Annotated in this window: 19 protein-coding genes; 8 read left to right on the forward strand and 11 right to left on the reverse strand. The window is 37.8% G+C overall.

The window, feature by feature from the left end:
- The 3 genes from CVP05_RS06110 to rplU form a co-directional block, all read right to left on the reverse strand.
- The gene (locus tag CVP05_RS06110; protein ID WP_100288693.1) at positions 1-924 is read right to left on the reverse strand and encodes a DMT family transporter; all 924 of its coding nucleotides are present in this window, start codon (positions 922-924) and stop codon (positions 1-3) included.
- 130 nt (positions 925-1,054) lie between these two features.
- Entirely contained in the window at positions 1,055-1,312 is a 258-nt protein-coding gene (rpmA, locus tag CVP05_RS06115) for a 50S ribosomal protein L27 (RefSeq protein ID WP_100288694.1), read from the reverse strand.
- 19 nt (positions 1,313-1,331) lie between these two features.
- Positions 1,332-1,643 carry a 50S ribosomal protein L21 gene (gene rplU / locus CVP05_RS06120; RefSeq protein WP_100288695.1) on the reverse strand — a complete coding sequence of 104 codons (312 nt, stop codon included), beginning with the start codon at positions 1,641-1,643 and terminating at the stop codon, positions 1,332-1,334.
- Between the two features lie 215 nt (positions 1,644-1,858).
- Between rplU and ispB the strand changes: the two genes are divergently transcribed.
- The 3 genes from ispB (at position 1,859) to CVP05_RS06135 (ending at position 4,167) form a co-directional block, all read left to right on the forward strand.
- A complete protein-coding gene (ispB, locus tag CVP05_RS06125) occupies positions 1,859-2,851 on the forward strand; it encodes an octaprenyl diphosphate synthase (RefSeq protein WP_423739124.1) in 993 nt (330 codons plus the stop codon).
- A gap of 1 nt (position 2,852) precedes the next feature.
- The gene (locus tag CVP05_RS06130) at positions 2,853-3,605 is read left to right on the forward strand and encodes an epoxyqueuosine reductase QueH (RefSeq protein ID WP_100288696.1); all 753 of its coding nucleotides are present in this window, start codon (positions 2,853-2,855) and stop codon (positions 3,603-3,605) included.
- Positions 3,606-3,687: 82 nt separating this feature from the next.
- Positions 3,688-4,167, forward strand: coding sequence for a hypothetical protein (locus tag CVP05_RS06135; protein ID WP_100288697.1), 480 nt, complete (start codon positions 3,688-3,690; stop codon positions 4,165-4,167).
- A 185-nt stretch (positions 4,168-4,352) separates the two neighbouring features.
- Here the strand turns inward: CVP05_RS06135 and CVP05_RS06140 are convergent, their stop codons facing one another.
- The 8 genes from CVP05_RS06140 to argE all read right to left on the reverse strand — a co-directional run bounded on the left by CVP05_RS06140 (position 4,353) and on the right by argE (position 14,127).
- Positions 4,353-6,371, reverse strand: a complete 2,019-nt coding sequence (locus CVP05_RS06140; protein ID WP_100288698.1) for a BCCT family transporter — start codon at positions 6,369-6,371, stop codon at positions 4,353-4,355.
- Between the two features lie 295 nt (positions 6,372-6,666).
- The gene (locus CVP05_RS06145; protein WP_100288699.1) at positions 6,667-7,461 is read right to left on the reverse strand and encodes an energy transducer TonB; all 795 of its coding nucleotides are present in this window, start codon (positions 7,459-7,461) and stop codon (positions 6,667-6,669) included.
- A 1-nt stretch (position 7,462) separates the two neighbouring features.
- The gene (gene exbD / locus CVP05_RS06150) at positions 7,463-7,849 is read right to left on the reverse strand and encodes a TonB system transport protein ExbD (protein WP_100288700.1); all 387 of its coding nucleotides are present in this window, start codon (positions 7,847-7,849) and stop codon (positions 7,463-7,465) included.
- A 6-nt stretch (positions 7,850-7,855) separates the two neighbouring features.
- Complete coding sequence (gene exbB, locus CVP05_RS06155) at positions 7,856-8,308, reverse strand: TonB-system energizer ExbB (protein WP_100288701.1); 453 nt, start codon at positions 8,306-8,308, stop codon at positions 7,856-7,858.
- Positions 8,309-8,708: 400 nt separating this feature from the next.
- The gene (locus CVP05_RS06160) at positions 8,709-9,860 is read right to left on the reverse strand and encodes a hypothetical protein (protein WP_100288702.1); all 1,152 of its coding nucleotides are present in this window, start codon (positions 9,858-9,860) and stop codon (positions 8,709-8,711) included.
- Positions 9,857-11,062 carry an ATP-grasp domain-containing protein gene (locus tag CVP05_RS06165; RefSeq protein WP_100288703.1) on the reverse strand — a complete coding sequence of 402 codons (1,206 nt, stop codon included), beginning with the start codon at positions 11,060-11,062 and terminating at the stop codon, positions 9,857-9,859. The genes CVP05_RS06160 and CVP05_RS06165 overlap by 4 nt, the downstream gene beginning before the upstream one ends.
- Positions 11,063-11,426: 364 nt before the next feature.
- Positions 11,427-12,773: an NADP-specific glutamate dehydrogenase gene (gdhA, locus tag CVP05_RS06170; RefSeq protein WP_100288704.1), complete on the reverse strand. Its 1,347-nt coding sequence runs from the start codon at positions 12,771-12,773 to the stop codon at positions 11,427-11,429.
- A gap of 208 nt (positions 12,774-12,981) precedes the next feature.
- Positions 12,982-14,127, reverse strand: a complete 1,146-nt coding sequence (gene argE / locus CVP05_RS06175) for an acetylornithine deacetylase (protein ID WP_100288705.1) — start codon at positions 14,125-14,127, stop codon at positions 12,982-12,984.
- Between the two features lie 110 nt (positions 14,128-14,237).
- Here argE and argC point away from each other — a divergent pair, with 110 nt between their 5' ends.
- The 5 genes from argC to CVP05_RS06200 all read left to right on the forward strand — a co-directional run.
- Positions 14,238-15,254: an N-acetyl-gamma-glutamyl-phosphate reductase gene (argC, locus tag CVP05_RS06180; RefSeq protein ID WP_100288706.1), complete on the forward strand. Its 1,017-nt coding sequence runs from the start codon at positions 14,238-14,240 to the stop codon at positions 15,252-15,254.
- Entirely contained in the window at positions 15,254-16,027 is a 774-nt protein-coding gene (argB, locus tag CVP05_RS06185) for an acetylglutamate kinase (protein WP_100288707.1), read from the forward strand. Before argC ends, argB begins: the two co-directional genes overlap by 1 nt.
- A gap of 29 nt (positions 16,028-16,056) precedes the next feature.
- A complete protein-coding gene (argH, locus tag CVP05_RS06190) occupies positions 16,057-17,439 on the forward strand; it encodes an argininosuccinate lyase (RefSeq protein WP_100288708.1) in 1,383 nt (460 codons plus the stop codon).
- A gap of 174 nt (positions 17,440-17,613) precedes the next feature.
- Positions 17,614-19,353 carry a ShlB/FhaC/HecB family hemolysin secretion/activation protein gene (locus CVP05_RS06195; RefSeq protein ID WP_100288709.1) on the forward strand — a complete coding sequence of 580 codons (1,740 nt, stop codon included), beginning with the start codon at positions 17,614-17,616 and terminating at the stop codon, positions 19,351-19,353.
- 25 nt (positions 19,354-19,378) lie between these two features.
- Positions 19,379-20,194: two-partner secretion domain-containing protein (locus CVP05_RS06200; RefSeq protein WP_133118709.1), on the forward strand; the 816-nt coding region annotated here is incomplete at its 3' end.

Here is a 20,194-nt window from a genome sequence, read left to right on the forward strand (position 1 = left end):
CTATTTTCTCCATTGTGGGAAAATTTTATGGCCAATAACAGATAATAATGCGCCACACACCACTAAAACTGCGCCAACATAACTTAAGGCATTAAGCGAAGGATCTATAAAATATCTTGGCCAAAGTGCGGTCAATATTTCTGAAAAAATAATGGTAAAGATGGGAATTTGTGTCATCATAGCACTGACTTTCGACACTTCCCAACGATTTAACGCCTCCGCATAGCAGCCGTAAGCAATCAATGTATTAGCACAGCAAAAAATTAAACACCCTAATTGGAACGCGGTTAATTCCATCACCTGCCCGACTTGTGCAAGAGGAAAAAATGCCACGCTACACCCGATGTAAATCAACAATAAAATTTGCTGAGAACTCAATTTAATCAGTAGCATTTTTTGCGAAATTCCGTACGCAATCCAGATAATACTCGCTAAAATAGCAATGATCACCCCTTGTCCGTAGTGACTAAATTGCACGAAATCGGTCACGCGATTATTAAAGAAAAAAACTAAGCCTATGAATAAGATCACCACACTGATTTTTTGGTGCAACCCAATTTTTTCCTTAAATAACAGCACACCCACAAATAACATGATAAAAGAAGACAAAGGGCTTAGAACTTGACTTGTAGTGGGTGGAATATACTGCAAAGCCACATTATATAACCAAAAATTCATTGCCAAACCAATCACCGCCACCAGTAATAACCACCAGAACCGACGATGTAATCCGACTAATTTGGGTAACGCTCCCATTGCACTTAAAATTAACAACAATCCCACGCCAGCAACAAAAAATCGAAACCATACGATAGTTTGTGCATCCATACCTTGCAATACTTGCTGTAAAGCAATAGGCAACGCCCCCCACATAGCTGTGGCAGTAGAAGCGAGGAGAAATCCGATCCAAGGCTGCTGTTTCATATTCTTATATTAATCGAGTGGCAGGAATTGCATTGTAACGAAAAAATAATAAAATTTCGACCGCCCTTTGCATAAAAACAAAAAACCTCACAGCAAATGTGTGAGGTTTTCAATTCATAACAATTTGAAATTATTCAGCAACGATGCTGACATATTTGCGATTTTTTTCGCCTTTTACTTCAAATTTAACTTTACCGTCTGCTGTTGCAAATAAAGTATGATCGCGTCCCATACCAACATTTGTACCAGCGTGGAATTTAGTACCACGTTGACGAACAATGATGCTACCTGCTAATACAGACTCACCACCAAAACGCTTAACACCAAGGCGTTTAGCTTCAGAATCGCGACCGTTACGAGTTGAACCACCAGCTTTTTTAGTTGCCATCTTTTAGATCTCCTCTGAATTATGCTGTAATCCCAGTGATTTTCACTTCCGTGAACCACTGACGATGACCTTGTTGTTTACGGCTGTGTTTACGACGACGGAACTTAACGATTTTAACTTTCTCGCCACGACCGTGTGAAACAACTTCAGCCACTACTTTGCTACCAGCTACAACTGGTGCACCAATTTTAACATCTTCACCATTAACGACCATCAACACTGAGTCGAATTCAACAGTTTCACCTGTTGAAACCTCAAGTTTTTCTAAGCGAATCACTTGACCTTCGCTCACACGGTGTTGTTTACCGCCACTTTGGAAAACTGCGTACATAAATACTCCGCTAACTTGTGCTAATTTAGGTTATCCCCTGAGCACATCAAAATCATATAAATAGGTCGCAAATTCTACGGAAAAAATCGCTCGATAGCAAGCGAGATTTCACAATAAAATAAAAAAATTGATAAATTGTTCAGAAAACCGAGAAAATCAGGTAAAATCTACCGCACTTTCATATTTTTTTTTATAAAATTAACGCGATAATACCAATGACAACACAACATGATTTAATGGACTTAAATGCCATTCAGCAACTTATTCAAGTTGATATGCAAGCGGTTGACCAGGCTATTTTAGCCCAACTTCATTCAGATGTTGCGCTAATTAATCAACTTGGGTATTACATTATTCAAGGTGGAGGAAAACGCATTCGACCAATGATTGCGGTCCTTGCGGCTAACGCCCTCCACTATCAAGAAAAAGGCCATATCACTTGCGCTGCATTTATCGAATTTATCCATACCGCAACATTATTGCATGATGATGTTGTTGATGAATCAGATATGCGTCGCGGCAATCCCACTGCGAATGCCCAGTTTGGCAACGCTGCAAGTGTATTAGTCGGTGATTTCATTTACACCCGTGCTTTTCAATTAATGACACAGCTCAATTCTCTACGTATTTTACAAATCATGTCAGATGCGACCAATGTGATTGCCGAAGGCGAAGTATTGCAACTCATGAACTGTAATGATCCCAATACAACAGAAGAAAGCTATATGCAGGTGATTTATGGCAAAACCGCTCGCTTATTTGAAGCAGCCACACAGTGTGCTGCTATTTTAGCTAAAGCAACACCTGCACAAGAAAAAGCACTACAGGACTATGGTCGTTATTTAGGCACTGCATTTCAATTAGTCGATGATATTTTAGACTATAGCGCCAATGCAAAAACGATGGGAAAAAATGTGGGTGATGACCTAGAAGAAGGCAAACCAACTTTACCTTTATTACATGCCATGAAACAAGGCTCAGCTGAGCAAACTGCCTTAATCCGTAATGTTATTGAGCATGCCGGACAACGAGATAAACTCAATGAGGTTCTCGCCATTATGCAACAGCACGGTTCATTAGAATATGCCATGCAACGCGCTCGCGAAGAAGCACAAAAAGCCGTTGATACCATCACTATTTTAGACGACAGCCCTTACAAACAGGCGCTGATTTCCTTAGCTTATTTATCTGTGGATAGACAATATTAATATGACTGTGACTGAACTACGTCAAACTCACCAGCAAAGCGCGGTCGAAAATCAACAACTTTTTGATCGCCCACAAAAAACACGTAAACAAAAGAAAGATCCAAATGCGCCTTTTGTACGTGAAAAACTGACTCTACCGAACGGACACAATAAATTATTATTGCATTCTTGTTGTGCGCCTTGTTCCGGTGAAGTCATGGAAGCGATTCATGCTTCAGGCATTGAATTTACCATTTATTTCTATAATCCGAATATCCACCCACTTAAAGAGTATCTTATTCGTAAGGAAGAAAATATTCGTTTTGCCGAAAAATGGGGCATTCCGTTTATTGATGCTGACTACGATCGCCAAAACTGGTTTGATCGTGCCAAAGGCATGGAGGACGAGCCAGAACGCGGCATTCGTTGTACCATGTGTTTTGATATGCGTTTTGAAAAAGCAGCACAATATGCCCATGAAAACGGCTTTCCTGTATTCACGAGTTGCTTAGGTATTTCTCGCTGGAAAGACATGAATCAAATTAACGGCTGCGGACATCGCGCCGCTGAAAAATATGATGATGTCGTCTATTGGGATTACAATTGGCGAAAAGGCGGTGGCTCACAGCGCATGATCGAAATCAGTAAGCGTGAACGTTTTTATCAGCAAGAATATTGTGGCTGTGTCTATTCATTGCGCGATACAAATAAATGGCGAGAAGCCAATGGCCGCCAAAAAATTGAGATCGGTAAGCTGTACTATAGTGCTGATTAAATTAGTAGAGTTCGGCTTTACCAACTTAACAAAAGAGAGTAAACTGCTCTCGTTTTTTTAACATTTAATTTAAGGATTTATTATGAAACGTTTTTATCAAATTTTTACTTTTATTTTTGCAGCTTTTGCAATTGTAGCTTGTTCAGATCCTAAAGCAGATCTTCAAGCTGATGTTACTGCAATTGAGCAAATCACAGAACAAGGCGAAAGCTTAAAAAATATCCAAAATTTACAAGCTCAACTGGCTTCAGGCCAAATCACCAACCCGGCTGATTTAGCAAGCACATTTACCCAAATCGGCACAGAATATACCAAAATTAAAGATGGTGTTGCTGCGTTGAAATTAAAAACAACTGAAGGGAAAAACTTACAAAACAAATTTGTATCATCAATTACCAAATTTGTTGAATTAATGACTCAAACTGCCCATTACTCAACAAATCAACCAACGCCAGAACAAGCAGAAGCATTTGGTAAATTACAACAAGAAGCTATCAAAGGTTTAGATGAAGCAAGTCAATTATTAGTTTCAGTGAAACAACAGTTGAGCGAAAAGAAATAAGCAACCATTTCATGTATCAAACCTCACTACCTAGTGAGGTTTTTTTATATCTGCACAACCATAACAATAAGCAAAGATTATCGTCAGAGACCTTGTCTCTCTCTTTACACGATATATCACATAAAAAATAAGAGGCAGCAATACGCTACCTCTTACTTATATTACGTGCTAACACAAAGCCACACTTACATCGATTCACCTAAATCATTAGTCATCAATGCATGAGAATGATCCATTGCTAAATTCATATAACGTTCATATTGTTTTAATACATCAGCAATCAGCTCTTCTTTCATCATATATTGCACATCATAACCTTCACGGCCATCAAGGAAGTAAGTAATCGGCTCATAAATTTTATTGTCTTCAATATTTGGCAAGCTGTCATCTTCTACCACTAAATTTGATAATTCACGTGGTTGACAACGAATACCATACAAGAAATTACGTACATTCTCTTTGCTAACAATAAACTCAATGCTCGGCGTTTTACCCGTATTCGTTAATTCTACATTGGCTGTTAAACCATGCTTTTCAAACTCTAACACCAATTCATCAAAAGCTGGTTTAGCCGTTTCAAAGAAGAAGGTTTTAATATCTGCACGCTTAGGCTGAGTAATAATTTTATCTAAACGTTCTTTCCAATGCTTACCCGTCCAGTTAGCACTTCCTTGCGTAAACTTCTTGCCAAAATATTGATTATCAACCATTAATCCTTGCCATAATCCAAAACAAAGAATCAACATGATCACCACAAATGGTAAAGCAATCAATAATGTCATCGTTTGTAAAGCAGAAATACCATCAGAACGTAACAACGAAATGGCCAATACCATTAGCAATACCGCCCAAAAGACACTTTGCCACTTCGGTGCATTTTCATTCCCTTGAGATGCGATACTGTTAATCACAAAAATACCAGAGTCCGCTGAGGTAATGAAAAATAGCGCAATAATCACAATAGCAATCGTAGAAGATAAGCTACTTAATGGTAATAAATCAAAGAAACCAAATAATAATGCTTCTGTATTACTACTTAACGCAGTTAATACTCCGCCAGACTCTTGATCCAACCAAATCGCACTATTACCAAAGGTTGTCATCCAAATCGCATTAAACAATGTTGGAATAAATAAAACCCCTAAAATAAACTCACGAATAGTACGACCACGAGAAATTTTTGCGATAAATAAACCTACAAACGGCGCCCAAGACACCCACCAAGCCCAATAAACAACGGTCCAGCCATTAAACCAGCTATGATGTTCCGGCTCATGGGCAAATGTACGGAAACTAATATCAATCAAGTTACTTAAATAGTGACCAAGATTTTCCGTAAATCCACTAAATAATAATAAAGTCGGGCCAACAACGATGACAAAAATCATCAGTGCTAAGGCTAAAAAGAGATTAATTTCACTCAGACGACGAACCCCTTTCCCTACTCCAGATATCGCAGAAATGGCAGCAATACACATCACTACAACAATTAAAACTGATAAGGTTGAAAAACTACGTTCGCTTACCCAACCTAAACTATTGAGTCCTGCATCAAGCTGTAAAGCACCGTAACCTAAAGTCGTTGCCACACCAAAAATAGTGCTACATAAGGCAACAATATCAATAACGTGCCCCCAAAAACCCGCAATACGATTCTTTAAAATTGGATAAAATCCAGAACGTATGGTCAATGGCAATTTATAGCGAAAACCAAAATAAGCTAAGGTTAAACCAATTACCCCATAAATCGCCCAAGCATGCACTCCCCAATGATAAAACGAGGTCAACATCGATTCTTGAATACGTTCAACTTCAGTGAGATTATCATGCAATGGTTTGGCATAATGTAACATAGGTTCAGCAACCCCAAAATACATTAAACCAATCCCCATACCTGCAGCAAATAACATCGCTACCCAAGAAAGAAAAGGATATTCAGGCTCTTCATTATCCCCACCTAAACGGATATTCCCTAATTGCCCCGCACATAATAAAACCAGGAAGAGAATAAAGACAGAAGCTGCAAGGACATATAGCCAACTGAAATGATCAAAAATCACTTGTTTAGCCACATTTAATGCCGTCTGTGCTTGTGTGGGATAAAGGGAGCAATAAATGGTCACTAGCAAAATAAAAATAATGCTAGGCACAAAAATTGGCGCCTTAAATGTGCTTGTCGCACTAAGTTTCTTTAAGAAAGTCAAAATATTTCTCCATACTAATCATTAATCTGAACAAACTTTAGCCGAGCTAAAATTAAATTAGACACCCAGTAGAATGGGGATTTTAGACGAGCCAAAACGGATTTGGCTTCAAATTGCATTAGAACAAAAGTTCTTGCTAAAGAATAAAACCTAAATAAGAAATACCTAAGCTTTATACAAAGACGGGGCATTATAACAAAAAATGTCTTACAAACCAAATTTGTGAATTTTTTGTAAAAAAATACCGCACTTTTCTGACTATAAAAAGACCAAAAGTGCGGTGTATTTTCAGCAATTATTGCAGTTTAAAACTAATTGGCACACTCATATTTGCAGCCATTCCTACAGGACGAGGCCCTATAGACCTAGCGCTTTTTACAGCATGTAATGCCGAATTATCTAAATCTTCACTTCCTGATGATTTCGCTATAGATGGATTGATAATGGCACCATTTTCTCCTAACGTAAAGGCAATAGTGACCACGCCTTGTTTTCTCATCATCTTCGCTCGCTGAGAATAACGCTTATGACGCTCAATTTCACGACGTAACGCGTTCCGATAGGCATTAATTTCATCTGTACTGCGCCCATTTCCAACTAAATTCGGATTTTTTGTTGTCGCCGGCCCCGTACTCGTCGCTCTAGAATTTACAGCGGCATTTGAAACCACTTCTCTATCTGCTTTTGGTAAATCTCGCTGCGTATTGCGTGGCGTATTTTTAGGCTTTTCTTTGGGTTTGGCCTTTTCCTTTGGTTTCTCTTTTGGCTTCTCTTTTGGTTTTTCTTTTTTCTCCGGTTCTTTTGGTTTTTCCGGTTTCGGTGGTTCAGGCTTCACCGTCGGATCCGGCACTTCCTCTTTCTTCACTACAGGTTCTGGCTCTGGCTCTTTAATCGGCTCTGGTTCAGGGGCAGGCTCTTCTATCACTGTCGCCATCATCATTTCCATAGAAATATTGGTATCAATCACATCCGCTTGTACACCATTTGCGCTATCGACTTTAGGTACAATAGAAATCATTAATAAGGCCACCACTGCCAAATGAATAAACAAAGAAGTGAAAAATCCAACCAATGAATGCTTCTTTTGCATATTATTCGCCTTTATCCTTTAACGTAACAATAGCAACATTTTTAATATCATTTTTTGCCATTAAATCCGTAATCGACACAAATTCCTGAAAAGGCGCTTTAGCATCAACTTTTAAAGTGACTTTTTGATCTTTTGGCCATTGACTAATCTCTTGTGCCAACGCTTCTTTAGCGATAGGCTTATCATTAAAATACAGCTCGCCATTTTCCGTAACAGTCAATAATTTTGCCAAATCATCAGATTTAAACGCCACTGTTGAACTCGCTTTCGGCACACTCACTTGAATTTTCCCCTGAGAAATGAATGAGGCTGTGATCAAGACAATCGCAAGCAGTACCAACATAATATCAATAAAGGGGATAATATTAATTTCATCAAATTTTTTCATGGACAACTACTCCCCATGTTTATTTTCATTGAGGGCTTTCCATTTTAAACGGTTTACCTCAACCTTACGTCCCAAAGCGTTATAAAAAATCATAGACGGAATAGCGACTAAAATCCCCACCGCAGTGGCTTTTAATGCTAAAGATAAATGCACCATAATCGAAGCAGCATCAATATCGCCTCCAGAATTCCCCAACTCATAAAAAGTCAGTAAAATCCCAATAACTGTTCCCAATAATCCCACATAAGGTGCGTTCGCGCCTACAGTAGAAATCACGGTTAAATTACGATTTAAATCAATATCCAAATCATGAATATTACTATATTGGCTTACATTCACTTTGCCTAAAAAGATAAAACGCTCAACCACTGCCCATAACATAATGAAACTCATGAAGCAAAGTAGTCCAAGAATGATGTAATCAATATATTGTTGTAAAAAATCAAACAGGCTCATTATGGTTCCTTAACATACTACGAGTAAAAACGTGAAAGCATGAATATAACTGATTCCAGCTTTCTAATTGAGAATTAATTTCAATTTCACTATTCTAGCAAAAGTAATATAGTGGGTAAATCATTTTCAAATAAAAAAGACCGCACTTTGATCCTTATCTCAACGGTCTAGCCGGTAAATGAGCTTCCATTGGGTGTTGCGACCTCCTAAGCCTTAATCTGATCGTAATAAATGTCACAGTGAAAACGTCGTTTTAATCCGACAACACGTCTATGCCGCATTCTCTTTGGGTAGGTTAGTTAATCAATGTGAGGAGATCTAACTTAATAGAAAATAATGTAAATTTAGTGAAGCATTATCTCTACCTCGACTCAAAAACAGTGACTAAATAGATAGTCTAACATCATGAGTTTTTAATTAAGTTACTTTTCACTAAATACCCTAACATTTCCAATATAATAACAAAATTAAATAGAATTATGGGGGATTTAATTTGTAAGAAATAAGAGGCTAAATAACACCCTACAAAGGAAAGTAAGATAAATAGAATCACAATCGTATTCTTCTCTAACAAAATATACTTTATTCTAAAATAACTCCTAGCACACCACAGATATGGCGTTAATATACAGCATATTATTGTCATAGGAGATAAGATGAAATTTTTAATATATTCCTCATTTGACACATTAAATAAAATAAAAATAAATAATATAAAAAATATTGCGCAAATAGTAGAAGCCACAATACCAAATTCAACAATATATCTATCTTTATTCTTTAAAAATTTCATTATAATACTATCACTATCTAACAATGGATAAATTGAAACAGTAATTATAGTAAAAATTATTGCCCAATATTTCATCATTGATAAATCATCCACAAGTATATGCATAAGTATAAAATTTGTAGACAAATAAGAAGCAGAAACAAAAATCAGTGTCATATAAGACTTTATCGAGTAATTCACTGATATCTCTTTATAAGAATTCTTATTATTTATTTTCATAAACTCTTTAAAAAGGATACTCACTTCTACACAACCACCTAATAATATAGAAAAAATAACAGATATATCTTTTCGTTCAAAAAACTCAATATTTAATAACAAGAAACAAAATGATACAGATAGAATAACTCTATATATAGATGATCTAGAAATAACTTTAATAGAATCAGAAAGAATATGGCAAGCCTGTAAATATCTTTTAGCACCTATAAGCAATAAAGATAAAGAAAACATGTAACATATCAATCTAGTTTCTTGTTCTTCAATATAAAAATATATAAGCATATTAAAAATAGAGAACACTAATAACACAATACTAGCTGATATAAAAAATGATTTTGGATGACGATTATTTTGTATAACAAAGGGACATATTGGATATATTAATGAATTAGCAAACATCAAACAAGCGACAGCAATTGTATAATTAGCCACTTGATTAACCGGAGCTGATATCATTAAAAAAGATATGATTGGCAGTTCTAAACTGAGAAAAACAATACTTACAGCATTAGGAATCCAAAAACGAATTAAATTGATCATAACGATTTTTTGTATGGGAAATAGTGATTACATAGCCAGTTATAATCATCTATTAACTGCTCATAATTTTTATTATGTATGATGATCCCTCCTAACCTATCTCGGATAGAAACGGCTTTTTTCTGTTTTACTCTTTCATCTATGTCCCAATAGAGGATATGTTGACTCTTAATTTTTAAATCCGTATTTTTATCTAAATACATTCCCTCTATTTGTGGATACCATAACCACCCTACATATCTATCTAAATTTATTGGAATATTCACTTTTTTTCCCATTTGTAGTTGAAAATGAATTTCTTCAATATTTATTCCATAAGCTAATTGATACATTTGAGGAATCATTCCGCCTGCTGCTCTTGCGGCAATTTCAAGGAAAACAATTTCTTCTTTTTTATTAATAAAAACTTCTAAATGAGTAACACAATTTGGTAAATCTTGCATTATTTCTAGTAAATTTCTATTATATTCTATCAGCTTAATATAATTTTTATCTTTTTCATTAACAATCCTAGTCCCAACGGCTTTTCCTGTAATAAATTCCGCAACAGGGCTAGAGTATTCTCCTACAAAAACATTTAGTATCTCATTATTAAAAATGACTGAATCTATATGAAATAATACGCCTTCTATATATTCATCTAATTCATAGTCACTGGTATTCTTATTATTATTCAACCAGCTTTCTAATTCATTTTTACAATGTATTTTCACTACTCCATCACAAGCAGCTAAATTAGTTGGCTTTGCAATAATAGGATAGTTAAGTATTTTTTCTATTTCATCTATAGCAATATCATTTTTGTTATACTCAATATATTTAGGCTTTTTAACCCTATTATGCAGTAAATTTTTCATAACTAGCTTATTGGTAAATTTAGCAATAATATTAGAATTATCCCCTACTATATTAAACTTTTCTCTTAATTTAGCCGCAAGAGGTAAGCAGTACTCATCATTACATAATACTTTAACGTCAGACCACTTATAATCACTAGAGTTTAGAATAACGTCTAATTCATTCGATATATTCTTAAGATTATACTCTGTTAAAGTAATCACTTTATTGAAGTAATTAAGCTGCTCTTTAACATGTAATAATTTATTACTTCTAATTAGTAAAAAATAATTTTCTTTATCAATTAGATTAGCCCAGTTAGATCTAAAAATAACAACATCTTGAAGAATAATAAATAATTTCATATCTCATTTATTCCCTTTCAGCTCATTATATTGCAATATAGCATACATGATTCCAACAAAGAAACAAACACTTAATTAAAAACAAAGTAACAAATTTTTAACAAAAAACTAAATCTACGTAAGATCAGGAAGTATAAGGCCAAAATAGCTATAGATTATCAAAGATAAGCTATCTAAAATATATTGGAAGAGAGGTAATAGAATGACTGATTTCAGTATTACTTTTTCTAAAAAAGAATGGAGTAATAGGTGCACGCAAATGATCTGTTCCTTAATCTGTTGATTATTTTCCAACTTTTAGGAACAGATCATCTTATTTACTCAAAAAGAGCGGTCTGATTTTAATGAGTGCTTATATTAAAAATTAATACACTCCCTGCGCTAACATTGCATCAGCCACTTTCACAAAGCCTGCAACGTTTGCTCCGATCACATAATTAATATTTTTGCCTTCTCCTGAACCGTATTTTTTACAATTCGCGTGAATGTCTAACATGATACCTTGTAATTTCGCATCCACTTCTTCGCGGCTCCAATATAAACGCTGTGAACCTTGTGCCATTTCAAGACCTGAAGTTGCTACCCCTCCAGCATTTGCCGCTTTACCTGGTCCGAATAATACATCAGCCGCCAAGAAAGCATCTGTTGCTTCAATTGTGGTAGGCATATTTGCCCCTTCTGCAACCAGTTGTACACCATTAGCAATTAATTTTTCTGCATCAGATAACTCTAACTCGTTTTGAGTTGCACAAGGTAACGCAATATCCACTTTCACTTCCCAAGGGCGTTTACCTTCCACATACTCCAAACCAAATTGTTCCGCATAATCTTTCACGCGACCACGTTTCACTTCTTTGATTTCCATCAAGGCAGCTAATTTCTCAGACGTAAATCCGTCTTTATCATACACATAACCTGAAGAGTCAGAACAAGTCACTACTTTTGCGCCTAACTCCAACGCTTTTTCAATAGCATATTGTGCCACATTGCCTGAACCTGATACGGAGACAGTTTTACCTTTAAAGCTATCACCTTTTTCAGCAAGCATCGCTTGTGCAAAATACACTAAACCATAACCTGTAGCTTCTGGACGAATTAATGAGCCACCGAATGATAAACCACGTCCAGTAAATACACAGGCTGCTTGGTTGGATAATTTTTTCATATAGCCCGCAAGATAGCCGACTTCACGTCCACCTACACCAATATCTCCCGCAGGAACGTCAGTATCTGGACCAATATGACGATATAATTCTGCAATTAAAGCTTGGCAGAAACGCATGACTTCGCCATCAGATTTCCCTTTAGGATCGAAATCTGAACCGCCTTTACCGCCGCCCATAGGCAAGGTGGTTAAGGCATTTTTAAAGATTTGTTCAAACCCTAAGAATTTTAAGATCGATAAGTTTACAGAAGGGTGAAAACGCATACCACCTTTAAACGGCCCAATTGCGCTATTATACTGTACTCGGAATGCGCGGTTAACTTGGACTTGGCCTTTGTCGTCTGTCCATGCTACACGGAATTGAAAAGCACGCTCAGGCTCAACAAGACGTTCTAATAATGCTTGAGATTGATATTTTGGGTTAGCTTGGATAAATGGCCAAATAGAAGTAAATACTTCACGTACTGCTTGTAGAAATTCTGGCTGATGTCCATCACGCTGCTCTACTTTCGCTAAAAAATCGTCTAAAGATGTATAGTTGCTCATAAAATTACCTCATGTGTTTGCAATAAAAAAATTATTATAAAATGAACCGCTTTCGCGTTGGTTTTCACTATGCAATAAACATATATTTGTTGCAATAAACTTTTTGTATTTTTTTTAAAAAAGCGCAGTTAGTTAAAATTAATTCAATAAAAACAAAAAATAAATTAGATAAAATTCAAAATTAATAGCTTTTATACTTGTTTTATTTTTATTTGCATAAACGTTGAATCAATGTTTTAAACAATTCTCTTGTCGGTTGAACAAACGCCGCTGACAAATATTCATCTGGCTGATGTGCCTGTTCAATAGAGCCAGGACCTAACACTAAAGTCGGGCACAGCTGTTGGATAAACGGTGCTTCTGTGCAGTAATTAACCACTTCGCATTTTTCACCAACTAGCTTTTCAACTAAAGAGACAACTTGTGCTGAATGTGAACATTCATAGCCTGGTATAGGTTCATACAAGGAACGAATTTCAATACGATCTCCCCAACGTTCAATCATTGGAGATAATGCCTCTTGTAATAACCCATCTAAATCAGTTAATGTCATGTGTGGTAATGGACGAATATCAAAATGCAATTCGCAACAAGCACAAATTCGGTTGAGTGCGTCCCCTCCTTGAATCGCCCCTAAATTCATTGTGGGATAAGGCACGGCAAAATCTCCGTGGTAATATTTTTCTTTTAATTGATCACGCAGTTTCATTAAATACCCAGTCGCTTCATGCATAAGCTCAATCGCGTTAATGCCTTTATCAGGATCACTAGAATGCCCACTTTTTCCGATTACACGAACAGCCTGCCCAATATAGCCTTTGTGGGCTCGAATTGGTTTTAAGCTTGTGGGTTCTCCAATAATGGCACAATCCGGACGAATATGGGCATGTTGCACAAAGGTTCTGGCCCCAAGCATTGTCGTTTCCTCATCAGCAGTTGCCAAAATCCGTAACGGCTTCTGTAAACCAGTGAGATCAATATGTTGTAACGCATCAATCACAAAGGCAAAAAAACCTTTCATATCTGCCGTACCTAAGCCATAAAATTTACCGTCTTTTTCCGTTAGCTTAAACGGATCAAATTGCCAACGGCCTTCATCAAACGGAACCGTATCAGTATGTCCGGCTAGTAACAAGCCGCCATTTCCTTCGCCATATGTTGCTAATAAATTATATTTATTTCGACTGCCTTCGATTGGTAAAACATCTGTTTTAAAGCCTAAATCCTGTAACCACGTTGCCATCATCTCAATCAAAGTGCGGTTAGATTGGTCAAATTTTTCATTTAAATCACTGATCGTTGGCTGCGCGATTAAATCACGATACATGTCTAAAAAAGTCGGGAATTTCTTCATTAAATCTCCTTTATGTGTTTTCTTGGCTAATCTATAAAAATAATCATTGCATTTAACTGAATATATATGCAAAATACAAGCATAAATAATCAAAATATAGGTTATACTTTATGCAAAACACCATTATCGTTGGAGCAAGCGGCTACACTGGTGCTGAACTTGCTCAAATTCTCACCCGTCATCCTCATTTTAACTTGATGGCACTTTATGTTTCAACTAATAGCGCAGATGCCAATAAACCGATTTCTACACTTTATCCTAAATTAAAACAAATTGTAGATTTGCCTTTATTGCCTTTGCCAGAAAATACGGAAAAACTGACCGCACTTGCCCAGTCGATTGATACCGTCTTTTTAGCTACTGCCCATGAAGTTAGTCATGACTTAGCCCCTATTTTTCTAGCAGCCGGTTGTAAAGTATTCGACTTATCGGGCGCATATCGCGTCAATAATGCGGCATTTTATACTGAGTTTTATGGCTTTAAACACCAATATCCTGAATTATTAAAAAATGCAGTATATGGCCTTGCTGAATGGAATGCTGAGAAGATTAAACATACAAACTTGGTCGCTGTGGCGGGGTGCTATCCTACCGTTTCACAACTTAGCCTCAAACCTTTAATTGAAAATCACCTGTTAGATCTTAGTCAATTACCGGTTATCAACGCAGTAAGCGGGGTAAGTGGAGCGGGTCGTAAAGCCTCATTAACATCCAGTTTTTGTGAAGTAAGTCTCAATGCCTATGGTGTATTTAACCACCGTCATCAACCCGAAATCGCGACCCACTTAGGCACAGAAGTCATTTTTACCCCACATTTAGGCAATTTTAAACGTGGTATTCTCGCAACAATTACGGCAAAATTAAAACCTGGTGTAACCGACACACAAATTCACTCGGCCTATCAGCAATACTATGCAAACAAGCCTTTAATTCGCATATATGAACAAGGCTTACCAAGTATTCAAGCGGTAGAGTTTACGCCTTATTGTGATATTGGCTTTGCCACCAAAAATGGCCATATTATTATCATTGGCGCTGAAGATAATTTACTTAAAGGTGCTGCTGCACAAGCAGTACAATGCGCGAATATTCGCTATGGCTTTGATGAAACAGTAGGATTAATTTAATGAGACCTTTAGTGATAAAACTTGGTGGCGTATTGTTAGATACGCCGGAAGCGATGGAAAATTTATTTGCCGCTCTCGCCCATTTCCAACAAAATAATGACCGCCCTTTTTTAATTGTACATGGCGGAGGGTGTGTGGTAGACGATTTAATGCAACGCCTAAATCTCCCTGTTAAAAAGAAAAATGGTTTACGTGTTACGCCAAAAGATCAAATTGATATTATCGTCGGCGCCCTCGCTGGTATCGCCAATAAAACACTTGTTGCACAAGGCGCTAAATTTGAACTCAATCCTGTTGGATTAAGTTTAGCTGATGGCAATACCGTTGAAGCCACACAATTCGATCCCGATTTGGGGCATGTCGCCACTGTCGTTGCCAAAAATCCAGTATTATTACACACCTTGTTAAGTAACGGTTTTCTACCTATTATCAGTTCTATTGCGGTGGATAACCAAGGTCGATTAATGAATGTTAATGCCGATCAAGCAGCAACAGCTATCGCCACGTTACTGGAAGCCGATTTAGTCATGTTATCTGATGTGGACGGTGTTTTAGACGCCAATAAACAACGTCTCGAAGAATTAAATGCTGCTCAAATCAAGCAATTAATTGAAGAACATGTCATAACTGATGGCATGATTGTTAAAGTGAATGCGGCATTGGATGCGGCAAAAATCCTTCATCGCGGAGTGGATATTACCAACTGGAAATATCCTGAAAAATTGACCGCACTTTTCTCAGGTGAGATAATCGGAACAAGAATTAATCCTTAATCATATATCAGTATAGAAGAGAGAATAATATGGCACTTTGGGGTGGACGTTTCACACAAGCTGCAGACCAGCGTTTTAAAAATTTCAATGATTCCCTACGCTTTGACTACCGTCTAGCAGAACAAGATATTGACGGCTCTATTGGCTGGTCAAAAGCACTTGTCAGCGTGGGAGTGTTAACCCACGATGAACAACAACAACTAGAACAAGCTTTAAACGAACTAAAAGCTGAGGTGGTTAACCATCTAGAGGTTATCTTACAAGACGATGCGGAAGATATTCATAGCTGGGTAGAAAGTAAATTAATTGATAAAGTGGGTAATTTAGGGAAAAAATTACACACCGGACGTAGCCGCAACGATCAAGTGGCTGTTGACATTAAATTATGGTGCAAACAACAGGTTACCTTATTACAAAAGTCTATTCGTCAGCTACAATTAAAACTGGTAGAAACCGCTGAAAACAATCAGAACTCAGTCATGCCAGGTTATACACATTTACAACGTGCTCAACCGATTAGCTTTGCCCATTGGTGTATGGCTTATGTGGAAATGTTGGATCGTGATTACAGCCGATTAACTGACGCTTATCAACGCATGAACTCCTGTCCTCTCGGCAGTGGCGCGCTAGCAGGCACCGCTTATGCCATTGATCGCGAACAACTTGCGAAAGATCTTGGTTTTGCCTTTGCTACACGCAACAGCTTAGATAGCGTATCCGATCGTGATCATATTATTGAACTTCTTGCAGCCGCCTCACTGAGTATGGCGCATTTATCACGTTTTGCTGAAGATATGATTATTTTTAACAGTGGCGAAGCGAATTTTGTTGAATTATCCGATCGTGTTACCTCCGGTTCTTCACTGATGCCTCAAAAGAAAAACCCCGATGCTTGTGAACTTATTCGAGGTAAAGCCGGACGGGTAATGGGCGCATTACACGGTATGTTAGTCACAGTGAAAGGCTTGCCGTTGGCTTATAATAAAGATATGCAAGAAGATAAAGAAGGGATTTTTGACGCGCTAGACACTTGGCACGATTGCCTAGATATGGCAACCCTAGTATTAGAGGACATCAAAGTCAATGTGGAACGCACACGTAATTCCGCATTAAAAGGCTATTCTAATGCGACCGAATTAGCGGATTATTTAGTGGCGAAAGGTGTGCCATTCCGTGACTCACACCACATCGTTGGTGAAACAGTGGTATATGCTATTCAAAATGGCAAAGCATTAGAAGATCTCACTATCCCTGAATTCCGTAAATTCAGTGAGGTGGTTGGCGATGATGTCTATGAGATTTTATCTCTTGAGTCTTGTCTCACCAAACGTTGTGCAAAAGGCGGCGTGTCTCCGTTAAGAGTGGCAGAGGCTATTGCAGATGCCAAAACCCGTTATTCTTATCCGTCTTAATTCTCCCTCCCCTGCTTTTCAGCAGGGGAATCATATTTATACGATCTGAAATCCCATTTTTATTATTTCTTCCCTAATAACGCCTTTGTTTTCTTTATTTTTTTCTTTAATTACATTACACTTCTTTAATTAAATGATTTCTCTTAATTCTCTTTTTCTTTTGGATTTAACATAATGAAAACAGTAAAAGGCATTTTATTTTTTGCTATCTCTATATCTATTGCCGTTGCCGCAGAACCTGAACTCAACCGATTAGATGCACAAGCTCAACAGCGTAGCCAACAACAAATTGAACAGCGTGCAGAACAACTGATTCCCCAAGCTGATGTACGATTTGAGCAACCCACAGCTAGCCATTCCTTATTACCTGTAAACGAAACCCCTTGCTACCCTATTCACCAAATTCAATTAATTGATTATTCTGATCAACAGACCACAACACAAAGCAAATTTCAATGGGCATTATCCCGCGCAATAAAACAACTCAATCTAACGTTACCTCATTGCTTTGGTGGCGAAGGATTGGGAGTATTAATGAAAGAAGTACAAAATCAGATTATTGAAAAAGGCTATGTCACCACCCGAGTATTAGCACAAGAGCAAGATCTTACTCAAGGCGTATTTTCTCTCACAGTCGTTCCTGGTATAGTTGGCCGAACTATCGTTGCAGACAGCAGCCCAGTTCCTCGCTTTACACGTTTACATAGCTGGACAGGATTAGCTTTTTCCAAAGGAAAAATATTGAATGTGAGGGATATTGAACAATCCTTAGAAAATTTAAAGCGCGTCCCCACTGCAGATGCCAATATTGAAATCTTACCGAGTACCGGCGATGATGCCATTTTAGGAGAAAGCGATTTAAATATTCATTATCAACAACAATTTCCTTTTCGCTTAAATCTTTCCTTAGATGATTCAGGTTCTAAAACAACAGGTAAATGGCAAGGTTCTGCAACCTTATCTTTAGATAATCCTTTTTCAGCGAATGACTTATTTTATGCCAGTTTTACCCATAGCTTAAAACGACATACTGATGAAGATGGTACACGTGGCAGCAAAAGCACCGCCCTTTACTACTCTATTCCATTTGGCTATTGGCAGTTTAGCGCGTTTTACTCTGATAGCCGTTATCATCAAGAAGTCTTTGGCGCCTTTGACAACAATTATCTTTATGCTGGACAAACCCAAAATACTAAATTGACGTTATCCTATATGTTATATCGTGACTCTGCGCGTAAAACAACGCTTTCCGGTAGCTTTTGGTCACGACACTCAAAAAACTATGTAGATAATAGCGAAATTGGCGTTCAACGCCGTCGCATGTCTGGCTGGGAAGCAGGATTCAACCATAAAGAATACTTTAACACTACAACTTTAGAATTACGCGCTAACTATAAACGCGGTACCGGTGCGCGTGGCGCATTGCCTGCAAATGAAGAAATGTGGGGAGAAGGCACCTCTCGACCAAAAATTATTACCGCAGGCCTTGATATTACCCAACCATTTTCTATCGGCTCACAATCATTGATATTTAATACCAGTTGGTCGGCGCAATGGAATAAAACACGACTAATTCAGCAAGATAAAATGAGCATTGGTGGACGCTATACCGTACGTGGTTTTGATGGCGAGTTAACACTTTCTGGCGAACGTGGCTGGTTATGGCGTAATGATCTCAGTTGGAATATCGCCCATAAAGGACAATGGCTATACCTTGCACTAGACGGTGGTCGCGTGACAGGACACAGCGACGGTATGCAACTAGGACATCACCTCATGGGCACTGCCATCGGGTTACGAGGTGGCTGGAAATATTTCAATTATGACTTTTTTATTGGCCGTCCATTACGTAAACCAGAGGGATTCCGTACATCAAACACTGTTACTGGATTTAATGTCGGTATAAGCTTTTAATTTTAGGGCATAAAAGGATAAAACTATGAACAACCAAATCTTCCGCGTTATCTTTAGTCGCACCTTACAACGCCTTGTCGTCACCTCCGAATTAGCTAAATCGGCGGGTAAAGCACACAGCGAATCAACGGGAGGATTGGGACACCAAAGTGCGGTGTTAAAACCCTTAATTTTTAGTTTATATTGTGCCTTAGGATTTGTGGCATTTTCTTCCAACGCATTGGCCGAAACCCTCATTATTAAAGCTGACCCCAATGCCCCGAAATCCCAACAGCCCATTGTTCTCCAAACCGCAAATGGCCTTCCTCAAGTCAATATCCAAACCCCAAATGACAAAGGCCTTTCCCATAATAAATACCATGATTTCAACGTGGCCGAAAAAGGTGCCATTTTAAATAACAGCCGCAAAGCCACTCAAACCCAACAAGCCGGCCTTGTGCAAGGCAACCCTTATTTAGCCAGAGGGGAAGCCAAAGTGATTTTAAATGAAGTCACGTCGAATAACCCGAGTGTGATGAAAGGTTATGTGGAAGTGGCAGGGAAAAAAGCCGAAGTGATTATCGCCAACCCTAACGGGTTACATTGTGACGGCTGTGGGATTATCAATGCAGACCGAGCCACGATTACCACCGGAAAACCCCAAATCCATCAAGGCGATATTGACAGCTACCGCGTAGAAAAAGGAAAAGTAAAAGTAAGCGGCAAAGGCATGGACAATAGCCGGGTGGATTATACAGATATTTTAGCCCGTGAAGCGGAAATTAATGCGGGTATTTGGACGGGGAAAAAGTTAAACGTTGTCACCGGACAAAATCAAATCCAACGGGGAAGCACAGACCAA

The organism is Conservatibacter flavescens, assembly GCF_002795425.1.
GTDB classification, from domain to species: Bacteria; Pseudomonadota; Gammaproteobacteria; order Enterobacterales; family Pasteurellaceae; genus Conservatibacter; species Conservatibacter flavescens.

What these genes read in the sequence shown, in the direction of transcription:
- CVP05_RS06110 (WP_100288693.1), bottom strand. Translation starts at nt 924, where the DNA reads ATGAAACAGCAGCCTTGGATCGGATTTCTCCTCGCTTCTACTGCCACA.
- rpmA (WP_100288694.1), bottom strand. Translation starts at nt 1,312, where the DNA reads ATGGCAACTAAAAAAGCTGGTGGTTCAACTCGTAACGGTCGCGATTCT.
- rplU (WP_100288695.1), bottom strand. Translation starts at nt 1,643, where the DNA reads ATGTACGCAGTTTTCCAAAGTGGCGGTAAACAACACCGTGTGAGCGAA.
- ispB (WP_423739124.1), top strand. Translation starts at nt 1,859, where the DNA reads ATGACAACACAACATGATTTAATGGACTTAAATGCCATTCAGCAACTT.
- CVP05_RS06130 (WP_100288696.1), top strand. Translation starts at nt 2,853, where the DNA reads ATGACTGTGACTGAACTACGTCAAACTCACCAGCAAAGCGCGGTCGAA.
- CVP05_RS06135 (WP_100288697.1), top strand. Translation starts at nt 3,688, where the DNA reads ATGAAACGTTTTTATCAAATTTTTACTTTTATTTTTGCAGCTTTTGCA.
- CVP05_RS06145 (WP_100288699.1), bottom strand. Translation starts at nt 7,461, where the DNA reads ATGCAAAAGAAGCATTCATTGGTTGGATTTTTCACTTCTTTGTTTATT.
- exbD (WP_100288700.1), bottom strand. Translation starts at nt 7,849, where the DNA reads ATGAAAAAATTTGATGAAATTAATATTATCCCCTTTATTGATATTATG.
- CVP05_RS06160 (WP_100288702.1), bottom strand. Translation starts at nt 9,860, where the DNA reads ATGATCAATTTAATTCGTTTTTGGATTCCTAATGCTGTAAGTATTGTT.
- CVP05_RS06165 (WP_100288703.1), bottom strand. Translation starts at nt 11,062, where the DNA reads ATGAAATTATTTATTATTCTTCAAGATGTTGTTATTTTTAGATCTAAC.
- gdhA (WP_100288704.1), bottom strand. Translation starts at nt 12,773, where the DNA reads ATGAGCAACTATACATCTTTAGACGATTTTTTAGCGAAAGTAGAGCAG.
- argE (WP_100288705.1), bottom strand. Translation starts at nt 14,127, where the DNA reads ATGAAGAAATTCCCGACTTTTTTAGACATGTATCGTGATTTAATCGCG.
- argC (WP_100288706.1), top strand. Translation starts at nt 14,238, where the DNA reads ATGCAAAACACCATTATCGTTGGAGCAAGCGGCTACACTGGTGCTGAA.
- argB (WP_100288707.1), top strand. Translation starts at nt 15,254, where the DNA reads ATGAGACCTTTAGTGATAAAACTTGGTGGCGTATTGTTAGATACGCCG.
- argH (WP_100288708.1), top strand. Translation starts at nt 16,057, where the DNA reads ATGGCACTTTGGGGTGGACGTTTCACACAAGCTGCAGACCAGCGTTTT.
- CVP05_RS06195 (WP_100288709.1), top strand. Translation starts at nt 17,614, where the DNA reads ATGAAAACAGTAAAAGGCATTTTATTTTTTGCTATCTCTATATCTATT.